This window comes from Streptomyces sp. NPDC040589 (assembly GCF_055594445.1).
Genome location: NZ_JBVIWP010000001.1, coordinates 721,013 through 740,190, shown reverse-complemented (window position 1 = coordinate 740,190; position 19,178 = coordinate 721,013). Strand labels below are relative to the sequence as shown.

General features: G+C 71.4%; 20 protein-coding genes. 14 read left to right on the top strand and 6 right to left on the bottom strand.

All coding sequences use genetic code 11. From position 1 onward, the window contains the following. Nucleotides 1-144 precede the first annotated feature (144 nt). Nucleotides 145-1,233, top strand: a complete 1,089-nt coding sequence (gene ychF, locus ACZ58V_RS03325) for a redox-regulated ATPase YchF (protein ID WP_468187683.1) — start codon at nucleotides 145-147, stop codon at nucleotides 1,231-1,233. 125 nt (nucleotides 1,234-1,358) lie between these two features. Beyond that, nucleotides 1,359-2,798, top strand: coding sequence for an ATP-binding protein (locus ACZ58V_RS03320; protein WP_471288075.1), 1,440 nt, complete (start codon nucleotides 1,359-1,361; stop codon nucleotides 2,796-2,798). 56 nt (nucleotides 2,799-2,854) lie between these two features. Here ACZ58V_RS03320 and ACZ58V_RS03315 read toward each other — a convergent pair whose 3' ends face one another. Next, the gene (locus ACZ58V_RS03315; RefSeq protein WP_468187687.1) at nucleotides 2,855-3,268 is read right to left on the bottom strand and encodes a (R)-mandelonitrile lyase; all 414 of its coding nucleotides are present in this window, start codon (nucleotides 3,266-3,268) and stop codon (nucleotides 2,855-2,857) included. 44 nt (nucleotides 3,269-3,312) lie between these two features. Further along, complete coding sequence (locus tag ACZ58V_RS03310) at nucleotides 3,313-3,633, bottom strand: carboxymuconolactone decarboxylase family protein (RefSeq protein ID WP_468187689.1); 321 nt, start codon at nucleotides 3,631-3,633, stop codon at nucleotides 3,313-3,315. A 152-nt stretch (nucleotides 3,634-3,785) separates the two neighbouring features. Here ACZ58V_RS03310 and ACZ58V_RS03305 point away from each other — a divergent pair, with 152 nt between their 5' ends. Beyond that, nucleotides 3,786-4,688 carry a helix-turn-helix transcriptional regulator gene (locus ACZ58V_RS03305; RefSeq protein WP_471288072.1) on the top strand — a complete coding sequence of 301 codons (903 nt, stop codon included), beginning with the start codon at nucleotides 3,786-3,788 and terminating at the stop codon, nucleotides 4,686-4,688. A gap of 30 nt (nucleotides 4,689-4,718) precedes the next feature. Here ACZ58V_RS03305 and arsM read toward each other — a convergent pair whose 3' ends face one another. Next, nucleotides 4,719-5,468 (bottom strand): arsenite methyltransferase, encoded by a 750-nt coding sequence (gene arsM, locus ACZ58V_RS03300; RefSeq protein ID WP_468187693.1) that lies wholly within the window; start codon nucleotides 5,466-5,468, stop codon nucleotides 4,719-4,721. An 81-nt stretch (nucleotides 5,469-5,549) separates the two neighbouring features. On the opposite strand from arsM, the gene ACZ58V_RS03295 reads away from it, so the two are divergent. From ACZ58V_RS03295 to ACZ58V_RS03285, 3 genes are read left to right on the top strand one after another with little or no spacing between them, the layout of a single operon-like run. Further along, nucleotides 5,550-5,924 carry an ArsR/SmtB family transcription factor gene (locus ACZ58V_RS03295; protein WP_468187695.1) on the top strand — a complete coding sequence of 125 codons (375 nt, stop codon included), beginning with the start codon at nucleotides 5,550-5,552 and terminating at the stop codon, nucleotides 5,922-5,924. A 2-nt stretch (nucleotides 5,925-5,926) separates the two neighbouring features. Then, nucleotides 5,927-6,685, top strand: a complete 759-nt coding sequence (locus ACZ58V_RS03290; protein WP_471288730.1) for an aquaporin — start codon at nucleotides 5,927-5,929, stop codon at nucleotides 6,683-6,685. 30 nt (nucleotides 6,686-6,715) lie between these two features. Next, nucleotides 6,716-7,144 carry an arsenate reductase ArsC gene (locus ACZ58V_RS03285; RefSeq protein WP_468187697.1) on the top strand — a complete coding sequence of 143 codons (429 nt, stop codon included), beginning with the start codon at nucleotides 6,716-6,718 and terminating at the stop codon, nucleotides 7,142-7,144. Nucleotides 7,145-7,164: 20 nt separating this feature from the next. Here ACZ58V_RS03285 and ACZ58V_RS03280 read toward each other — a convergent pair whose 3' ends face one another. From ACZ58V_RS03280 to ACZ58V_RS03270, 3 genes are all read right to left on the bottom strand, one after another. Continuing rightward, nucleotides 7,165-8,754 (bottom strand): S8 family peptidase, encoded by a 1,590-nt coding sequence (locus ACZ58V_RS03280; RefSeq protein ID WP_471288070.1) that lies wholly within the window; start codon nucleotides 8,752-8,754, stop codon nucleotides 7,165-7,167. A gap of 374 nt (nucleotides 8,755-9,128) precedes the next feature. After that, a complete protein-coding gene (locus ACZ58V_RS03275) occupies nucleotides 9,129-9,353 on the bottom strand; it encodes a DUF2283 domain-containing protein (RefSeq protein WP_328343035.1) in 225 nt (74 codons plus the stop codon). Between the two features lie 94 nt (nucleotides 9,354-9,447). Continuing rightward, a complete protein-coding gene (locus ACZ58V_RS03270) occupies nucleotides 9,448-10,332 on the bottom strand; it encodes a DUF4258 domain-containing protein (protein ID WP_471288067.1) in 885 nt (294 codons plus the stop codon). A gap of 240 nt (nucleotides 10,333-10,572) precedes the next feature. Between ACZ58V_RS03270 and ACZ58V_RS03265 the strand changes: the two genes are divergently transcribed. The 8 genes from ACZ58V_RS03265 (at nucleotide 10,573) to ACZ58V_RS03230 (ending at nucleotide 19,177) form a co-directional block, all read left to right on the top strand. Beyond that, nucleotides 10,573-11,247, top strand: a complete 675-nt coding sequence (locus ACZ58V_RS03265) for a response regulator (protein WP_471288066.1) — start codon at nucleotides 10,573-10,575, stop codon at nucleotides 11,245-11,247. An 8-nt stretch (nucleotides 11,248-11,255) separates the two neighbouring features. Then, on the top strand, nucleotides 11,256-12,479 hold the full coding sequence (locus ACZ58V_RS03260) for a sensor histidine kinase (RefSeq protein ID WP_471288064.1): 1,224 nt from the start codon (nucleotides 11,256-11,258) through the stop codon (nucleotides 12,477-12,479). 120 nt (nucleotides 12,480-12,599) lie between these two features. Continuing rightward, nucleotides 12,600-13,718, top strand: coding sequence for a DUF4190 domain-containing protein (locus tag ACZ58V_RS03255; RefSeq protein ID WP_471288062.1), 1,119 nt, complete (start codon nucleotides 12,600-12,602; stop codon nucleotides 13,716-13,718). A gap of 147 nt (nucleotides 13,719-13,865) precedes the next feature. After that, a complete protein-coding gene (locus tag ACZ58V_RS03250) occupies nucleotides 13,866-14,618 on the top strand; it encodes a GntR family transcriptional regulator (protein WP_382831459.1) in 753 nt (250 codons plus the stop codon). A gap of 341 nt (nucleotides 14,619-14,959) precedes the next feature. Continuing rightward, nucleotides 14,960-15,145 carry an SPOR domain-containing protein gene (locus ACZ58V_RS03245; protein WP_184590840.1) on the top strand — a complete coding sequence of 62 codons (186 nt, stop codon included), beginning with the start codon at nucleotides 14,960-14,962 and terminating at the stop codon, nucleotides 15,143-15,145. A gap of 72 nt (nucleotides 15,146-15,217) precedes the next feature. Next, complete coding sequence (locus ACZ58V_RS03240) at nucleotides 15,218-15,670, top strand: (deoxy)nucleoside triphosphate pyrophosphohydrolase (protein ID WP_471288060.1); 453 nt, start codon at nucleotides 15,218-15,220, stop codon at nucleotides 15,668-15,670. Nucleotides 15,671-15,793: 123 nt separating this feature from the next. Continuing rightward, entirely contained in the window at nucleotides 15,794-16,237 is a 444-nt protein-coding gene (locus tag ACZ58V_RS03235; RefSeq protein WP_468187714.1) for an ATP-binding protein, read from the top strand. A 252-nt stretch (nucleotides 16,238-16,489) separates the two neighbouring features. Next, nucleotides 16,490-19,177 carry a SpoIIE family protein phosphatase gene (locus ACZ58V_RS03230; RefSeq protein ID WP_468187716.1) on the top strand — a complete coding sequence of 896 codons (2,688 nt, stop codon included), beginning with the start codon at nucleotides 16,490-16,492 and terminating at the stop codon, nucleotides 19,175-19,177. Nucleotide 19,178 lies beyond the last annotated feature (1 nt).

Here is a 19,178-nt window from a genome sequence, read left to right as displayed (position 1 = left end):
CCGAATCGCCCCTCAGACACGCCGTGGACCGGTGCTTGGCCAAGCATTCGACAGGTCGCCGGGCCGGTTGCGGGTACGCCGTAGACTGGTGGATCGGCCGGTCCCCTGGCCCCCTGGCCCTCTCCACTCACGGGAAGTCGCAACGTGTCGCTCACGATCGGAATCGTCGGTCTGCCGAATGTCGGCAAGTCGACCCTGTTCAACGCCCTGACCAAGAACGACGTGCTGGCGGCCAACTACCCGTTCGCCACCATCGAGCCGAACGTGGGCGTCGTCGGCGTCCCCGACCCGCGGCTCGGCAAGCTCGCCGAGATCTTCAAGTCGGAGAAGGTCCTCCCGGCCACGGTCGACTTCGTCGACATCGCGGGCATCGTGCGCGGCGCGTCCGAGGGTGAGGGTCTGGGCAACAAGTTCCTGGCGAACATCCGTGAGTCGGACGCGATCTGCCAGGTCATCCGTGCCTTCGCGGACGAGAACGTCGTGCACGTGGACGGCAAGGTCTCGCCCAAGGACGACATCGAGACGATCAACACCGAGCTGATCCTGGCGGACCTCCAGACGATCGAGAAGGTCCTCCCGCGCCTCCAGAAGGAGTCGCGCATCAAGAAGGACATCGCCCCGAAGGTCAAGGCCGTCGAGGAGGCCAAGGAGATCCTGGAGAAGGGCGACACCCTCTTCGCCCACGGGATCGTCCAGGGCGGCGAGCGCAACGAGCTCCTGCACGACCTGCACCTTCTGACCACCAAGCCGTTCCTCTACGTCTTCAACGTCGACGAGGACGAACTGGTCGACGAGGACTTCAAGAACGAGCAGCGGGCCCTGGTCGCCCCCGCCGAGGCGATCTTCCTCAACGCCAAGCTGGAGGCGGACCTCGCCGAGCTCGACGAGGACGAGGCCCTCGAACTCCTCCAGTCCGTCGGCCAGGACGAGCCCGGCCTCGCCACCCTCGCCCACGTCGGCTTCAACACCCTCGGCCTCCAGACCTACCTCACGGCCGGCCCCAAGGAATCCCGCGCCTGGACCATCAAGAAGGGCGCCACGGCCCCCGAGGCGGCCGGCGTCATCCACACCGACTTCCAGAAGGGCTTCATCAAGGCGGAGGTCATCTCCTTCGACGACCTGGTGGAGACGGGCTCGGTGGCGGAGGCCCGCGCGAAGGGCAAGGCGCGCATGGAGGGCAAGGAGTATGTGATGCAGGACGGGGATGTGGTGGAGTTCCGCTTCAACGTGTGACCGGGTGAGAACAAGCGGGGCCCGACTCTTGGGAGTCGGGCCCCCTGCTTTTGCCAGTAGGCCGCCGGGGCTGAAGTAAGATTCAATCTACGTAAGAATCTATCTACGTCACCCTGGGGGTTGCCGTGGAGTTCCAAGGTCGGGTCGGAGATCTTGAACTGCTGGCCGAGCAGTACCGGACTGTGGCAGAGGGTGCTGGAGCCGTTCCAGGGCGGGCTGTGATCATGACGGGTCGGCGCCGGGTGGGGAAGTCGCGACTGGTCCAGGAGTTCTGCGACCGCTCGGGAGCGCCGTACGTGGTCTTTCAGGCCACCCGGGGACGTAACCCTGTGACGGAGCGTGCCGACTTTGCCGCGACCCTCGCGCAGTCGCTGCTGCCGGGGGCGGAGCTGGTGGCCGGTCTCCAGGCGCAGGACTGGAACCAGGCCCTGCGCTCGCTGGCGCTCGCGGTACCCGATCACGCACCCAGCATCGTGGTGATCGACGAGGTGCCCTGGCTGGTCGAGCAGGATCAGGAATTCGAGGGCGCACTCCAGACTGTCTGGGACCGTCACCTGTCTTCCAAGCCCGTGCTTCTGCTGCTGGTCGGCAGCGATACCTCGGTAATGGAGGCGCTGCAGTCGTACGGGCGCCCGTTCTTCGGCCGGGCAGCGAAAATGACCGTCCGTCCTCTGAACCTGGCCGACGTGCAGGCGATGACCGAACTCGACGCCGCAGGGGCCGTCGACGCCCAGTTGATCACTGGAGGATTCCCGGAGATCGTGCAGTCATGGCGGCCGGGTATGGACCGTACGGCCTTCTTGCAGGCTTCGGTCGCCCATCCCCTTTCGCCCCTGCTGGTGGCCGGCGAGCTGACCCTGCTGGGCGAATTCCCCGAGGCTTCGCACTCCCGTGCCGTGCTGGAAGCGGTGGGCAGCGGTGAGCGCACGTTCAGCGCGATCGCGGCCCAGGCCGGCGGTGCCAGTGCGCTGCCGTCCGGCACTCTCTCCCCGCTGCTGGCCACACTGCAGGCCAAGCGAGTCCTGGCCGCTGATCTCCCACTGTCCGCCAAGCCGGACAGCAAGAACAAGCGCTATCGGATCGCCGACCCGTATCTGCGGTTCTGGCTGGCCTTCCTGGCGCGCGCGATCCCGCTCATCGAGCGTGGCCGCGGTGACTTGGCACTGGAACGTATCGAGCGGTCATGGACCACTTGGCGCGGGCGAGCGGTCGAGCCACTGATCCGCGAGTCCTTGCTGCGTCTGATGCCCGCTGACGAGTGGCCGGAGACCGAGGCCGTCGGCGGTTGGTGGAACCGTCAGAACAACCCCGAGATCGACCTCATCGGCGCGGATCGCGAGCCGGTGGCCCGGCAGGTGCACTTCGTGGGGTCGGTCAAGTGGCTGGAGACTCAGCCCTTTGGCCGCCATGAGTACGACGCCTTGGTACGCGACATGCTCGCCGTCCCCGGCACCGCCCCGGATACCCCGCTGGTCGCGGTCTCCCGTTGCGGGGTGGCAGATGATCTGCCGCTGACCGCGCATTGGGGTCCGGAGGACCTCGTACGGGCATGGCAGCCCCGATAACCGCGGAGCTTGACGGTGCTGGGATGACCCGGCCTCGGTTCAGCGCGAAGGGATCGTCAGCCTTCGACGCCGGCGAGTGCCGCGTCGTACTGCTCCTCCGTCACCGGCTCCAGCCAGGTCGTGCCGTCGCCCGTGGGGGTGCCGACGACCAGGGCGATGTGGGCCAGGAGGTTGGTGTCGGTGGCGCCGTGCCAGTGTTCCTCGTTCGGGGGGCACTTGACGGTTTCGCCGGCGCTGACGCGGATGACGTGGCCGTCCCGGGTGCCGACGAGGCCGATGCCGTCGGTGATGTGCAGGACCTGGCCGAGGGCGTGGGAGTGCCAGTTGGTGCGGGCGCCGGGGGTGAAACGGACCAGGGCGGCGGCCAGGCGGGCCGGTTCGGTGGGGGTCTCGATCATGTTGAGGTAGACGTCGCCGGTGAAGCGCTCGGCCGGGGCCTTGAGGGTGGGGGTGTCGGTGATGTGTTCCATGGTTCGCTCCTGTCTCAGGCGTCGCGTCGTCAGGCGTCGCGTCGTCAGGCGTCGCGCGCGTCGGCGATCTGCTTGAGCCGGGTGATCGCGGTCATGGCGTTGGGCCAGCCCGCGTAGAAGGCCAGGTGGGTGATCGCCTCGGACAGCTCCTCTGTAGTCAGGCCGTTGTCCAGGGCCACGCCGAGGTGATAGCCGAGCTGCTCGCCGCGGTACAGGGCGGCCAGCACACTGACGGTCACCAGGCTGCGGTCGCGCGGGGACAGCCCGGGGCGTTCCCAGACATCGCCGAACAGGACCTCGTCGGTGATCTCGACGAGCTTGGGCGCGATCCCGGCCAGCTCCTGGGGTGCGGACTGCTTCGGCATGGAAATTCTCTCCTCGATCACGACGGACTGTGCGGGCTTCGACCGCTGTCGCTATCGAGGAGAACGCAGCCCGGTGTGGTGGAGAAGGGACTGCCGTTACAGGTACTGACAGGGCCCCCCACCCGTGGCACGCCCGGCCTAGCCTGGAACGTGTGAGTACCGAGAGCGACGCCCGCGAGTTCCTGGCATCCCGCCGCGCCAAGATCACGCCGCAGCAGGCGGGGCTGCCCGCCTACGGGGGCAATCGGCGGGTGCCGGGCCTGCGTCGCGAAGAGGTCGCGCTGCTCGCCGGTGTCAGCATCGACTACTACGTCCGCCTCGAACGCGGTCACCTCGCCGGCGCCTCCGAGGAGGTCCTCGACGCCGTAGCTCACGCTCTCCAGCTCGACGACGCCGAGCGCGCCCATCTGTTCGACCTGGCCCGCGCCGCCGCCAAGCGCCCGGCCCGCCGCCCCCGACGCGCCCGCGGCCCGCTGCCGGACAGCGTTCTGCGCGTCCTGCGGTCGATGGCCGACTCCCCGGCCTTCATCCGCAACGGCCGCCTGGACATCCTCGCGACCAACCACCTCGGCCGGGCCCTGTACTCGCCGCTGTTCCCCGACCGCACCGCCGGGACGGTCAACATCGCCCGGTTCCAGTTCCTCGACGCCCGTGGCCGCGACTTCTTTCCCGACTGGGAGGAGTCCCTGAACACCACGGTGTCCCTGCTGCGGACCGAGGCCGGACGCGCCCCTCACGACACCGAACTGACCGGCCTGATCGGCGAGCTCGTCACCCGCAGCGAGGAGTTCCGCACCGCCTGGGCCAGGCACAACGTGCGCCTGCACCACACCGGCCGCAAGTCCTTCCGCCACCCCGAGGTCGGTGTCCTCACCCTCGACTTCGACGCCATGGAACTGCCCGCCCAGCCCGGCCTCACTCTTACCGCCTACAGCGCCGCACCCGGTTCCGCCGACCACGACGCCCTCCGGTTGCTCGCCGCGTGGGCCGCCACCGAGGAGGCGCAGTTCACCGGTGATACCGCCGCCGCCCCCGACCAGCGGCGGCAGGGCTGAGCATGCCGGACCGCGCGCGGTACCGGCCGGTCAGCGCGGTTTGGTCGCGCGGACGATCGCCGAATGCATGCCGTCGGCCACCGCGTGGGTCGGGGTGATCTCCACGTCGGTGAAACCCGCGGCCTCCAGGCCCTGCCGGTACTCGGCGAAGGACAGCGCGCCGGCGACGCAGCCGGCGTAGTCACCGCGCTCGGCACGCTGAGCGGGCGCGAGGGCGTCGTCGGCGACGACATCGGAGACGCCGATCCGGCCGCCGGGCCTCAGCACGCGGAACATCTCGGCGAACACGGCCGGCTTGTCGGTGGACAGGTTGATCACGCAGTTGGAGATGACCACGTCGATGGTGTGCGCGGGCAGCGGGACCGCCTCGATGGTGCCCTTGAGGAACTCGACGTTCGTCGCGCCCGCCTTCTCGGCGTTGGCCAGGGCGAGTTCGAGCATCTCGTCGGTCATGTCCAGTCCGTACGCCTTGCCGGTCGGGCCGACGCGGCGGGCGGAGAGCAGGACGTCGATGCCGCCGCCGGAGCCGAGGTCGAGCACGCGCTCGCCGGTGCGGAGCTCGGCGACGGCGGTGGGGTTGCCGCAGCCGAGGGAGGCGGCGACCGCCGCGGCGGGCAGGGCGTCGCGCTCGGCGGTGGCGTAGAGGGTGGAGCCGAAGTGCGCGTCGACCTCGACCGGCTCGGGGCCGCAGCAGCCGGTGCCGCCGGTGGTGACCGACACGGCTGCCTCGGCGTATCGGCGGCGGACGGTTTCGCGCAGGTCGGTGGAGTGTTCGCTCATGACGGTTGCCTCCGAACGGGCTGTATTGACGTTCGTTGATGCAACCTTGCGCCTTGAATCGAAAAACGTCAACATAGAGGTATGTCGAAACAAGAGCTCGAGGTGATCGACCAGGACGCCGCCTGCTGCGCGGGCCTGGCCACCGCGCCCCTGGACGAGGAACGTGCCCGGGAGTTGGCGAAGGTCTTCAAGGCGCTGGGCGACCCGGTGCGGCTGCGGCTGCTGTCGATGATCGCCTCACGGGGGGAGGGCGGCGAGGTCTGCGTCTGCGAGCTGACCCCGGCCTTCGACCTGTCCCAGCCGACGATCTCCCACCACCTCAAGCTGCTCCGCCAGGCCGGTCTCATCGACTGCGAGCGCCGCGGAACGTGGGTGTACTACTGGGTGCTGCCCGGCGTCCTGGACCGGATCGCCGCGTTCCTGAGCGCGCCGGAGTCCGCTGGAGCTGTTGCGTGAGCATGTCGCGGACCGCAGGAGCCGCTGCCGCACCCCCGCCCCTCGGCCGCCGCCTCGCCGCCGAAGCCCTCGGGACCGGGCTCCTGGTCGCCGTCGTCGTCGGGTCGGGGATCCAGGCCGCCCGGCTGTCGCACGACGCCGGCGTGCAACTGCTCGCCAACTCCCTCGCCACCGTCTTCGGCCTGGCCGTGCTGATCACGCTGCTCGGGCCGGTATCCGGCGCGCACTTCAACCCCGCCGTCACCCTCGCCGTCTGGTTCACCGGCCGCCGCGACGGCACCGGCCCGACCTGGCGGGAGGCCGCCGCGTACATGCCCGCGCAGGTCGCCGGGGCGATCGGCGGCGCGGTCCTGGCCGACGCCATGTTCGGGAAGCCGCTGGTGAGGTTCTCCGCCCAGGACCGCTTCGCCGGGCACCTGTGGCTGGGCGAGGCCGTCGCCACCGCCGGGCTGATCCTGCTCGTTCTCGGCCTGGGGCGCATCGGCCGCACGGCCCTGGCCCCCGCCGCCGTGGCCTCGTACATCGGGGCCGCCTACTGGTTCACGTCCTCCACGAGCTTCGCGAACCCCGCGGTGACCGTGGGCCGTGCCTTCACCGACACCTTCGCCGGGATCGCCCCCGCCTCCGTCGCCCCGTTCATCGCGGCCCAGTTGCTCGGTGCCGCGCTCGGGCTGGGCGTCGTGGCGGTGGTCTACGGACGTCCCGCTCGTGCGGCGCACGTCGTCGTCCCGCGCGGCGAGCCCGAAGTCGCCCACTCCTGACCGACCGTCCCCGTCTGCAAGGACACCGCCATGAGCGCTGCCGCCCCGCGTCCCTCCGTACTCTTCGTCTGCGTCCACAACGCCGGCCGCTCCCAGATGGCCGCCGCCTTCCTCGCCCGCCTCGCCGGGGACCGGGTCGAGGTGCGTTCGGCGGGATCGGCGCCCGCCGCGACGGTGAACCCGGCCGTGGTGGAGGCGATGCGCGAGGCCGGTATCGACCTCTCGGCCGAGACCCCGAAGGTCCTCACGCCCGAGGCGGTCCAGGCGTCCGACGTGGTCATCACCATGGGCTGCGGGGACGCCTGCCCGGTCTTCCCCGGCAAGCGGTACCTGGACTGGCGGCTCGACGACCCGGCGGGACAGGGCGTCGACGCCGTCCGCCCGATCCGGGACGCCATCGAGCAGCGCGTGCGCGGTCTGCTCGCCGAGCTCGGCGTCCCGGACGGGTCAGCGAACTGACGGACCATCATGCATGGGGCTCAGAACTGAAGCGCCCAGGCGTCGATCCGCCCGGTGTCCAGGCGGGCGTTGTCGCTCACCCGGAGGGTCCATGTGCCGTTGGCGGCCTCGGCCGAGGCGTTCACGGAGTACGTGGTGTCGATGTTGTCCGCGCTGCCGCCGGTGCCGTACGCCTTCAGCGTGTACGCCGTGCCGTCGGGGGCGATCAGCTGGACCTGGAGGTCGCCGATGTACGTGTGGACGATGTGGACCTCGACGGCCAGGGCCGAGGGCGCGTTGCCGGTGACGCCGGAGACGGTCACCGGGGACTCGGCGGTGGTGTTGTCGGCGATGGCCTGGTCGGCGGTGTTCTCGAAGCGCGGGCCGGGCGGGGTGGTCGTACCGCCGCCGACGTTCAGGAGCCGGTTGGGCGAGCCGCTGCCGGGGCTGGTGACGACGCCGGTGGTGGCGGCGGCGGTCAGCGCGGCGGAGACCTGCGCGGGAGTGGCCGTGGGGTTGCCGGCCAGGTGGAGGGCGGCGGCTCCGGCGACGTGCGGGCTCGCCATCGACGTACCGGAGATGGTGTTGGTCGCCGAGTCGCTGGAGTTCCATGCCGAGGTGATGGACGAGCCGGGCGCGAACAGGTCGAGAACCGTCCCGTAGTTGGAGTAGCTCGCCTTCGCGTCGCTCGACGTCGTGGCGCCGACGGTGACGGCCTCGGTGACACGGGCCGGGGACCGGGTGGAGGCGTTGGTGGACTCGTTGCCGGCCGCGACCACGAAGGTGACGCCCGAGGTGACGGCGTTGCGTACGGCGGTGTCGATGGCCGTGTCGGCGGGGCCGCCGAGGGACATGTTGGCGACGGCCGGCCGAGCCGCGTTCCGCGCGACCCAGTCGATGCCCGCGACGACCTGGGCGGTGGTGCCCTGGCCGGAGTTGTTCAGCACGCGGACCCCGACGACCTTGGCCTGCTTGGCGACGCCGTAGGCACTCCCGGCGACCGTGCCGGCCACGTGTGTGCCGTGGCCGTGGCCGTCCTGGGCGGTGTTGTCGTTGTCGACGGCGTCGTAGCCGTAGGAGGCGCGCCCGCCGAAGTCGCTGTGGGTGATGCGGACGCCGGTGTCGATGACGTACGCCGTGACGCCCTGGCCGGCCGAGTCCGGGTAGGTGTAGGAGCTGTTCAGCGGCAGGTTCTTCTGGTCGATGCGGTCCAGGCCCCAGGAGGGCGGGCTGGGCTGCGTCCCGGTGATGCCGTAGGTCCTGTTCTGTACGACGGAGGCGATGGCCGGGTCGGCGGCGAGACGTTTCGCCTCGGACGCGGACGCCTCGACGGCGTAGCCGTTCAGGGCCTTGGTGTACGTCCGCTCGATGTGGGCGCCGTACTTGTGCGCGAGGGCACGGCCCTCGGCGGAACCGGCCTTCGCAGTCTTCAGGGTGACGATGTAGCTGTCGGCGACGGCGTTCGCGGCGCCCTCGTACTGGACGCGTCCCTCGGCGGCGACCGGGGCCGCGCCGGCGGGGAGGGCGGAGACGAGGCTCGCGACGAGCGCCGCGGTGGCCGTCGCGCCGAGCGCGGCCAGTCTTCGCCGGGTGGATCCGTGGGGGGTGCGGGGAGTACGCGTCACTGCCATCTGAGGGGTCCTCCTCATCGGTGGTGCGCTGTGGGGTGTGGTGCACGCCCGTCGGAGCCACCCGGAAGCCTGGAGTCATGGTCATGTCAACCAGAGGGTGACTCCTGTGCGTCAGCCGAAAGATTGAGGCCTCCACAGGAATTGCACAAGGGCCCTGCACGGACGTGCAGGGCCCTTGTGACGCGCCGTCAGTCGTCGAACGCCGTGTTCCGGGTGCGCTTCTCCCACGCCACGACCTCGTCCCGGGCCGGACGCGGTCACCGCCGGCGACGGCCCCACGGGTCTCGCCGGCCTTGCCGTACACCCCGGTGTCCGCGCTGGCGCCGGCCCGTCCGGTCGCGAGTGCCGCTCATCCGCGAGGGCCTCCCGGCCCGTCAGCCCGACGAGGAGGACTGCTCCAGCACTTCGGCCGGCAACGCACCGCCGGCCCCGATGACCTCGATGCCGAGGAGCCGCCCCGACGCGTCCACGTCGAGGAACACCTCGGCGTCCGCCCCGACCCCGGCGACGGGGATCTGCCGGACGGCGGCGCCGTCCGCGATGTGCGCGACGAGCGACACATAGGCGGTGTCGTTCTCACGGTCGTACTCGATGTGCATGGTTCGCCTCTCGGGAACGGGCTCAGTTGCGGCCGACGGACACGACGTTCCCGGCCTTGTTGACGACGACCCAGACCTTGCCGGTGGTGTACTTTCACGTGCCGGGCGACTTGCCCTTGGTCTTCTTGCCGGTCTTCACCGTACGCGCGACCATCTCCTGGCTGATGCCGCGCTGGGCCATGCGCTGGGCCGCGTGCTTGGAGATGCTCTTGACGCCCTGGGTGAGCAGCAGCCGCCCGGCGACGATCGCGATCGGGATGAACCACGCCGGGTCCGCCACCACCGGGAAGGCCGTGCCCGGCCCGGGCCGCACGGTCTGGATCAGGGCGCCGCCCTCGACGCGGTACTCGGTGGGCACGGCCTCGCCGCGCGCGTCCTTCGCCCAGGGCGCGTCGAACGTACCGAGGTACTCCTCGCCGCGGCTGACCAGGATGGAGCCGTCCTCGAGGACCTCGGTGGTCGCGTCCGCGGGCAGTCCGAGCGGGAAGCGGTACTCGGTCGGGGCGTCCGCGTCCTTGAGCGTGACGAGTGTGCGCACGCCGTCGCGGTTGGGCTGCACGGCCAGGTCGATGTCCTCGCCCGCGCCGGGGTAGACGACGGTGCCGTTGGCGCCGGCGGTGGCCCGGGAGTCGGCGCTGCCGGGCAGGGTGAGGCGCAGCACATCGGTGCCGTAGGCGAACTCCACGGCTCCGTCGGCGGTGCCGGGCGCGGTGATGCGGGCCGGGGACGCCTCGGTGGACACCTCCGCGCGGGTGGCGCCGCCGCCGAGCGGCGTTCCGGGAACGAGGTCGGAGGTCCCCGTGACACGCTCGACCGTCTCGGCCGCCTGCACGGCCAGGGACGACCGGGACTCGGCGCCACCGGTCTCCGCGTGCGCGCCCGCTGCGGTCAGCAGCACCGCTCCGGCGGTGCAGCCCGCCACGAGGATGCGGGCGTGGAGGCGTCGGCGTCGGGCGGGGCGGTCCTGGGTGTGGTGCATGTGCGTCCTTGCTGAAGGCCCGTTCGACGGGCGGGTGGTGATCGGCGACCTGACGGATCGTGACAGCGGGACACCCGCCGGGGACATCCGCCCGAGGGCGGGAACCGACCCCGCCGACCGGCGGGGGTCGGCCCGGCCGCCGTGTGTCGGGTGGCACACGGCGCCCGTGCAACGTCTCGCGGGGGAGGACCGTCGTAACGAGCGGTGACCGCGCCGGTCGGGGGGCCGGTGGAGCGACGGGTGGGGGAAGCGGAAGTGATACGGGTCGCGGTGGTGGACGACGAGCCTCTGGTGCGTGCCGGGCTGCGGGTGATCCTCGGTTCGGCGGAGGACATCACCGTGGTCGCCGACTGCGGGGGAGCGAGCGCCGTGGAGGCCGTGCGGAGCGGGCGGGTGGACGTCCTGCTGCTCGACATCCGGATGCCGGTCCTGGACGGGCCGTCCGTGCTGCGCCAGGTCGTCGGCCTGCCCAAGGCTCCGGCGGTGGCGATGCTGACCACCTTCGACGCCCGAGAGCACGTGGACGAGGCGTTGCGGCTGGGGGCGGCCGGGTTCCTGATGAAGAACACCGCTCCGGAGCAACTGATCGAAGCGGTAAGGGCGTTGGCGGCGGGCCGCAGGGTGCTGGCGCCCGAGGCGGTGGGGCAGGTGATCGACGGATACCTGCTGGCCGGCCGTGACGAGGAGGCCGTACGGCAGGTGCGGGCGCTCACCGGCCGGGAGCGCGAGGTGCTCGCACTGGTGGGAGAGGGGCTCAGCAACCGTGCCATCGCGGGCCGGCTGCACCTGGCGCACTCCACGGTCAAGGACCATGTGAGCGCGGTGCAGGCGAAACTGGGCGGTCTCAACCGGGTGCAGGCGGCGGTGGTCGCCGACCGGGCGGACCTGGTCGAGGCGGGGGCGGGGCGGGGGTGAGAGGGCCGATGCCGTCTCAAGCGCTCTCGGACGGTGCTCCCCTGGCCGATGCCGGTGCCGGTGCCGGTGCCGGTGCCGCACGCCGGATCGCTTCCCGCGCCCTCCCGGTCCTGGTCGCCCTCGTCGACGGGCTGGTGGTCAACGGTCTGACCGCCGGTCACGGGACGTTGCTGGCCCTCGTCGCCGCCGGCGCGCTGCTGCTGCGGCAACGGGCCCCGGAGGTGGCCGTGCTCGCCGGACTGCCGGGGCTGTACCTCGGCCACATCGCCTTCGCCCCGCTGATCGCGCTGTACTGCGTCGCCGTACGGCGCGGTCGTCTCCTGGTCGCCGTGACGGGCGCGGCGGCGGTCGCGGTGGCGTGGTTCCTGCCCCACCCGGCGGCCGGCGTCCGCGCCCTCGTGCTCGACCGGGAGACCGCGCTGCTGGCCCTGGACTGCTGCGGGCTGGCGGCGGGCGTCGTCGTACTCGGCCGGTCGGTACGGTCACGGCAGGAGCGCCTGCGGGAGGCGACGGCGCGGCGGGCCTGGGAGAACCGGGTCCTCACCGAGCGCGTACTGGCCACCGAACGCAACCGGCTGGCCCGGGAGATGCACGACGTGGTCGCGCACAAGGTGAGCCTGATCAGTCTGCAGGCCGGCGCGCTGCAGGTGGGCCGGCCCGGGGACACCGACGTGCGGGCGACGGCCCGTTCGATCCACGAACTCTCCGCGCAGACCCTCACCGAACTGCGGCATCTGGTGGGGGTGTTGCGCACGGCCGGAGGTACGGACACGCACGCCGCCCCCCGGGCCGGACTGGCCGACATCACCGACCTGGTCCGCGACAGCGGCCTCCCGGTGGACCTCGACGTGCCGACTCCCCCCGGCGCGGTGCCCGAAGCGGTCGAACGCGCCGCGTACCGCACGGTCCAGGAGGCCCTGACCAACATCCGCAAGCACGCTCCGGGCGCCCGTGCGCGCATACGCGTCCACTTCGCGGCAGGCCTGCACGTCGAGGTGCACAACACAGCCCCCGCCCGGATCACCCCCCACCCGGCTCTCCCCGGGGGCGGCCACGGCCTGGTGGGTCTACGAGAGCGCGCGCACCTCCTGTCCGGCGCGTTCCACGCGGGCCCGACGCCGGACGGCGGCTTCACCGTACGGGCGGTGTTTCCCGTCGGGTGGGCGACGTCCGACGACCCGGTGAAGCCCGGGCCACTCACAGGGGCAGCGCAGGCCGGCCCGGCGACCTGAACGCCGCCTTGAAGCCCTCTGCGCTGAACGCGGCCGTCATGTTCCGCCGCACCCGCTTACGATGCGCGCAGCCGTACGACAGACCTCCGACCCACCGCCTCAGCCAGGAGCACCGTCCCCGTGTCGATACCCCCGCCCCCTGGGAGCCCGCAGCCCCAGGACCCGTACGGCCGGCCTCCTGCCGACTGGCCCCAGGCACAGCGTCCGTACGGCACCCCCGTCTCCGTCAACGCGCTCGCCGTGGCCGCTCTCGTGCTCGGCGTGCTCTGCTTCCTGCCCGTCGCGGGGCTCGTCCTGGGGCTGGTCGCGCTGTGGCAGATCCGGAGGTCCGGGCAGAGCGGGCGGGGCATGGCGATCGCCGGGGTGGTGCTGTCGTCCGTCGGAGCCGTGCTGTGGGGGGTGGTGCTGGCCACGGGCGCCGCGTCCGAGGTCTGGGCGAAGTTCGAGGACGGCGCGCGGGGCAACGAGAGTCTGTCGCTGCGCACGGGCGACTGCTTCGACGCGCCCGACGGTCTGGAGGGCGACACCTACGACGTCGACCCGGTCTCCTGCGAAGTCGGGCACGACGGTGAGGTGTTCGGGGTCGTCACACTCCCGGGCGGCGCCTTCCCGGGCGACGGCAAGGTCACCGACATCGCCGACGAGAGGTGCTACGCGCTCCAGAGCCAGTACGCCATGGACTCCTGGGCGATGCCGACCGACGTCGACGTGTACTACCTCACGCCGTCCCGGGAGAGCTGGCGCTACGGCGATCGCGCGATCGTCTGCGTCTTCGGCAGCACCGACGCGAAGGCCGAACTGACCGGCTCCCTGCGCGGCGACCCCACCACTCTCGACACCGACCAGGTCGTCTTCCTGTCCGCGGCCAACGCCGTCGACGCGGCGCTGTACGAGGAGCCGGAAGAGCCCCCGGAGGACGACCTCGCCGGATCCCGGGCCTGGGCCGCGCAGGTGCACGACGTACTCGGCGAACAGATCGAGGCCCTGCGCGGCCACTCCTGGCCCTCGGCTGCCCAAAAGCCCCTCGCCGACCTGGTCGAGGACATGGAGGACTCCCGCGAGCAGTGGTCGAAGGCGAGCGAGGCCGGTGACGTGGACGCCTACTTCACGCACTACGAGAAGGCGCACGCGTACGTCGACGGCCCGGCGACCGTCACCGCGCGCAAGGCCCTCGGGCTGGCCACCACCCCGCCCTCGTTCGACGACAGTGAGAGTGGGAACTCCGAACTCGAGGTGTGACGGCGGCTATAGCGGGGAGAAAGTGCCTGCGTAAAGCCCCCAGGGCCACCATGTCATCACATCGAGTGATTCTCTGGCCTTTGCTTGCACCGCACAACCTACGGTTGCCACGCTGTTGCTGTCTGTACAACCTGATGGGAGCGGCCAGTGACATTCGGTGAGCAGCCGGCGTACCTGCGCGTCGCGGGTGATCTCCGCCAGAAGATCGTCGACGGTCAGCTGCCACCGCACACCCGGCTCCCTTCGCAGGCCAGAATCCGCCAGGAGTACGGCGTCTCGGACACCGTCGCCCTGGAGGCCCGCAAGGTGCTCATGGCGGAGGGGCTGGTCGAGGGCCGCTCCGGCTCGGGGACGTATGTGCGCGAGCGGCCCGTCCCCCGGCGCGTCTCCCGCTCCGGATACCGCCCGCCCGGCGGGGCCACGCCGTTCCGCCAGGAGCAGGCCGACGGGGAGGGGCGCGGCACCTGGGAGTCGAGCAGCGAGCAGTCCGAGGCGAGTGTCGCGGTCGCCGAGCGGCTGGACATCGAGCCGGGCGACCGGGTGATGTGCACGAAGTACCTCTTCCGCGAGGGCGGCGAGGCGATGATGCTCTCCACGTCCTGGGAGCCGCTCGCCGTGACGGGCCGTACGCCCGTGATGCTGCCGGAGGAGGGGCCGCTCGGCGGCATGGGCGTCGTCGAGCGCATGCGCGCGATCGAGGTGATCGTGGACAACGTCACCGAGGAGGTCGGCGCCCGTCCGGGGCTCGCCGAGGAACTGCTCGTCCTGGGCGGCGTCCCCGGTCATGTGGTGGTGGTCGTCCAGCGCACGTTCTACGCCTCCGGCCGCCCGGTCGAGACGGCCGACGTGGTCATTCCGGCCGATCGCTACCGGGTCGCCTACCACCTTCCGGTCAAGTAGCGAACGCTCACATCCGTCCCGGGGCGCGCTCCCTGCGCGCCCCGCTCACACGATCACCGAGGCGGCCGTCGTCGAACGGGACGGTCCGTATTCCCTTGCCGGTCGTCGTCTTCGCAGGTCGCCAGTGGTGTCTGCGGTATGCCTCCGGCCGGATGCGTCGAGGCACTCAGACGGCGCGTTCACTGGCGCGCGCCCCCTGCGTTCTGGCTGGTTGCGTACCTCTTTGTGAAAACCCGTATTCGCTGCGTGAAGGTTAGGCGTAGGCTCGGGCATATGCGCATTGCGGTTTCCTTAGCGGGTGGGGCGCGGCACAGGCCGCGGGTGGGAAGTGGAGGGGCGCGATGAACGACAGCACGATCACTCTTCCCTGGCTCGTGATACGAGAAGACGACAACGGCAACCGCTACCGGGTGGGCCGGTACGCGACCAGGTCCGAGGCCCAGAAGATCGCGGACAGCCTCGATGGCCGCGGTCACAAACAGCTGTACTGGGTCGAGCGGCTGGGGCAGAACGGGGCGGGCGCGTGATGCGCGACTGAGCCCCCCCCAGGTGCCTGCGCCCGGAGTCGGTGTCCGGCCGTGCTCCCGTAGGCTCCCCGCATGAGTGAGCGGATCGTCGTCGTAGGTGCCGCGCTGGTCGACGAGGGGCGGTTGCTGGCGGCCCGGCGCAGTGCGCCCGTCGAGCTGGCCGGGCGCTGGGAGTTGCCCGGTGGCAAGGTCGAGCCGGGGGAGACGGCCGACGCGGCGCTGGTGCGGGAACTGCGCGAGGAACTCGGCGTCGACGCCGAGGCCGGCGGCCGCGTTCCGGGGGAGTGGCCCCTGAAGTCGCCCTACGTCCTGCAGGTGTGGACCGCGCGGCTGCGCCCCGGCTCCGCCGCGCCCGAGCCCCTCGAGGACCACGACGAACTGCGCTGGCTCGGCCCCGGCGAGATCTGGGACGTGAACTGGCTCGACCAGGACGTTCCGGCCGTACGGCAGACCCTCGCGCACCTCGGAGCCGCGGAAGGTCTCGCCCCTTCCGGCCCCGGCGCGGAAGAAGTGCCCGGCGCCTGAGGCCCTCCGGGGGCGTGCGGTGTCGGGCAATTGCTGTACGGGCGCCCCCTATGCCTTTCGTGCCACTGTGCGCTGCCTCCGCGGTACTCCGCCCCGGATATCGGGTATGTGCCCATTAACCCCATGAAACCGGACATGGGCGGGTCTCCTGTCTGGGAAGTGATCGGCGTGTTCGACACCGAAGGTGACTGCGCCGAGTGGACCTTTCCCGCCGAACCGGGCGCCGTGCGCACCGCCCGCCAGGTCGTCCGCGGCCAACTCCGCGACTGGAACCTCGACAGCCTGGCCGACCTCGCGGCGTTGCTGGTCAGCGAGTTGGTCACCAACGCCCTGCGACATGCCACGGGCCCCATCGGGGTCCGCCTGGTCCGCCCGTCCGACCTGGACGGCGTCCTGCGGGTCGAGGTCTCCGACCCGCTCCCGGACCCGCCCCGCGAGCGCGCCGCCCGGCCCGAGGACGAGAGCGGCCGCGGACTGCAACTGGTCGCCTCCTCCTGCCGCCGCTGGGGCACCCGGCCCGGCGCCGCGGGCAAGACGGTGTGGTTCGAACTCGCCGTGCCGGGGTGAAAAATCGGTGTACGTACGCCCTGCCACTGTCGAGCGATTGGTTCAGGCCAGTGGCGGTTGTCGAAAGACGTGATTCGACGACGTGTCCCCTGGTTAGAAGACTGGAAGTGTTGTCACGGTCCGGACCGAAAACCATCGGGACCGTGCTGTGATCGTGAACACCGTGTTGTGCGGCACCGTAGTGCTGGATACTGCGGGCAGCCGCCCCCGGTGACCGGTGCCGGACGCGGTGAGCTGGAGGGGACGGTTCGCGTGAGCGAGATACCAGCGAAGGCCACGGAGTCCGAGGACCCGTCGGACGGCGCGAGGGCCAGGGCCGCGGACGGCCTGGCTTTGGCGGTGGGAGGTGCGCTCGCGGCCGACGGGGTGCAGCCCGGGGACGCCATGTGGCAGAGCAGTCCCCCGGGATCCATCTACGACTACATCAAGGTCGCGTCCTTCTCGATCGGCCCCGACGGGCTGGTCGACCAGTGGAGTCTGCGCGCCGAGCACCTCTTCGGCATCTCGGCCGCGACCGCCGTCGGCATGGACCCGATCGAGGCCTTCATCGATCCGCGCCATCACGAGCGGGGCATGCGCAAGATGGCCGAGATCCTCGACGGCCGCGAGTGGACCGGCGTGGTGCCCTTCCGGATGCCCGCGGGCGCCGAGGGCGGCGAATGCGGTCATGAGGGACTCGCCGAGGTGTACGTCATGCCGACGCGCACCGAGGACGGCGAGAAGGCCGCCGTCTGCATCGTCGTCGACGTCCGCACGCTGCGCAGCATCGAGACCGACCTTGCCGCCTCGCAGGCTATTTTCAGTCAATCCCCTTTCGGTTTCCTGCTGATCGACTCCGACCTGCGGGTCCGCCGCGTCAACCAGCGGTTCGCGTCCATCTTCGGTGGCGAGCCCGACGAGCACCGCGGCAAGGGCGTCCACGACTACCTCCAGCGCGGGGAGGCCGAGCGGGTCGCGGCAACGCTGCGCCGGGTGCTGGAGACCGGCAGCTCCATCACGGACATGCACGTCACGGGTTTCGTGCCGGGCTCGGACGAGCGCCGCCACTGGTCCGTCAACCTCTACCGTGTGCACAGCGGTTCGGGCCGCCCCATCGGGGTCGCCTGGCTCGGGATCGACATCACCGCCCGCCGCGCCGCCGCCCGCGAGGCCGCCGCCGCCCGGCGCAACCTCGCCCTGCTGAACGAGGCCGGTGCCCGCATCGGCAACTCCCTCGACCTGGAGACCACGGCCAGGCAGCTCCTCGACGTGGTCGTGCCCGGCTTCTGCGACCTGGCCACCGTCGACCTGTACCAGGGGCTGCTGGTCGGCGACGAGACCCCGCCCGGGCTCGCCGACGGCAGCGCCGAACTGCGCCGGGTGGCCTTCGCCAGTGCCGTCTCCGACGAGCCCTTCGCCGGCACCGGTGTGCCCGTCTCGGTCGGCGCCGTCCACCACTACCCGTTCAACTCGCCCTGGGCGGACGCCCTGCGCACGGCCCGTCCCCAGTCCGTCCCCGGCGAGGACGGGGGGCTCGTGCAGTCCACGCTCGCCGTGCCGATGGTCGCCCACGACACCGTCGTCGGGCTCGTGCAGTTCGCCCGTACGAAGGGGAGCGAGCCGTTCGGCGACCGGGACCGGGACCTCGGCGTGGAGCTGGCGGCGCGCGCGGCCGTCTGCATCGACAACGCCCGCCTGTACCGGCGCGAGCACGAGCGCGCGTTGATACTGCAACGGTCCCTGCTCCCGCCCGGCGACCCGGAGGCCTCCGGCCTCGACATCGCCTGCCGCTATCTGCCCGGCAACGCCAACACCGGCCGGCCCAGCGAGGTCGGCGGCGACTGGTTCGACGTCATCGAACTCCCCGGGCACCGCACCGCGCTCGTAGTCGGCGACGTCATGGGCCGCGGCCTGCGCGCCGCCGTCGCCATGGGCGAACTCCGTACGGCGGTCAGGACCCTGGCGCAGCTCGACCTCGAACCGGCCGAGGTGCTCTCCCAGTTGGACGAGATCGCCCGCGGCCTCGGCGCTCCCGGGGGTGTCACGCAGGCGACCCGGGCGGCCCGCCGCCCCCGCGAGGCGGACCTCTCGGAGGTCTACCTCGCCACCTGCGTCTACGCCGTCTACGACTCCGTCACCCGGCGCTGCACCTTCGCCAACGCGGGCCATCTCCCGCCCGTCCTGGTCGAACCGGGCGAGTCGGCCCTGATGCTGGACGTGCCGCCGGGCATGCCGCTCGGTGTCGGCGGCGAGCCCTTCGAGGAGGTCGAGGTCGAACTCCCCGAGGGCGCTCTGCTCGCGCTCTACACGGACGGACTGGTCGAAAGCCGCGACCATCCCCTGGACGAGGGCCTCCAGGCCTTCGTCAGCGCCCTGTCCGCCCGCCCGTCGCCCGGCCACCACCCCTCAACGGCGGCGCTGCGCGCCGACCCCTCTCAATACCTGGAGGACGTCTGCGACCACGTCCTCAACACCCTCGATACCCACCACGGCGAGGACGACATCGCGTTGCTGATGGCACGTGTACAGGGCCTGCCGAACGAGTCCGTGGGCGACTGGACCCTGCCGCGCGAGCCGCGCAGTGTGGGCCGGGCCCGTGAGTACGCGCGTGCCCAGCTGATCAGCTGGGACATGGAACCTCTGGTCGACACCACGGAGCTCCTGGTCAGCGAGCTGGTCACCAACGCCCTGCGCTACGGCGAGGGCGAGATACGCCTCCGGCTGCTGCTCGACCGCACCCTGGTCTGCGAGGTCTGGGACTCCGGCCTGGTCCAGCCGCGCCGTCGCCGGGCCCGCGACACCGACGAGGGCGGCCGCGGCCTGCAACTCGTCGGCCTGCTCAGCGCCGCGTGGGGCTCCCGGCGCACGCCCCTGGGCAAGACGGTCTGGTTCGAACTCCCCCTGCCCGGCGGCGAAACGCGACTGACGGATCCCGCGGAGGCGCTGCTGAGCCTGTTCTGAG